Origin of the sequence: Vibrio sp. 10N.222.52.B7 (assembly GCF_041474275.1) — a bacterium.
Classification (GTDB): Bacteria; Pseudomonadota; Gammaproteobacteria; order Enterobacterales; family Vibrionaceae; genus Vibrio; species Vibrio crassostreae_C.
Genome location: NZ_JBFRTU010000595.1, coordinates 1 through 302 on the forward strand (window position 1 = coordinate 1; position 302 = coordinate 302).

The following is a 302-nucleotide window of genomic DNA, read 5'->3' on the forward strand; positions in this document are numbered from 1 at the left end:
AGGCTCTAAAGTGTGATAGCCACTTAAAATCCATTCGGGTTGTCAATAACGTATAGCCAGCCTCCATCGACATACCTCATCACTTCGAGAGCGGTTCCTTTGGGGCCTCCAACTATCTCCCAATCAGACCTTATGAGAGCCGTGTCGCCGTTAATATGGATAGACACATCATGGGTGAGCATTTCGACGTCGCCTTGAAGGTAACTTTTCAATATAGGCTTAATAGCCTTTGGCCCTCTAGCAAGGTTACCCTGATTATCTAGGACGAATATGGCGTCTTGATGGAACAGAGTGCCTAGTCC

1 protein-coding gene is annotated in these 302 nt (G+C 47.0%); it reads right to left on the reverse strand.

Annotated features, from left to right (window positions below; translation table 11 throughout):
• Positions 1–23: 23 nt before the first annotated feature.
• On the reverse strand, positions 24–302 hold a 279-nt coding region (locus AB4512_RS24365; protein ID WP_372176063.1), incomplete at its 5' end, for a DUF4440 domain-containing protein.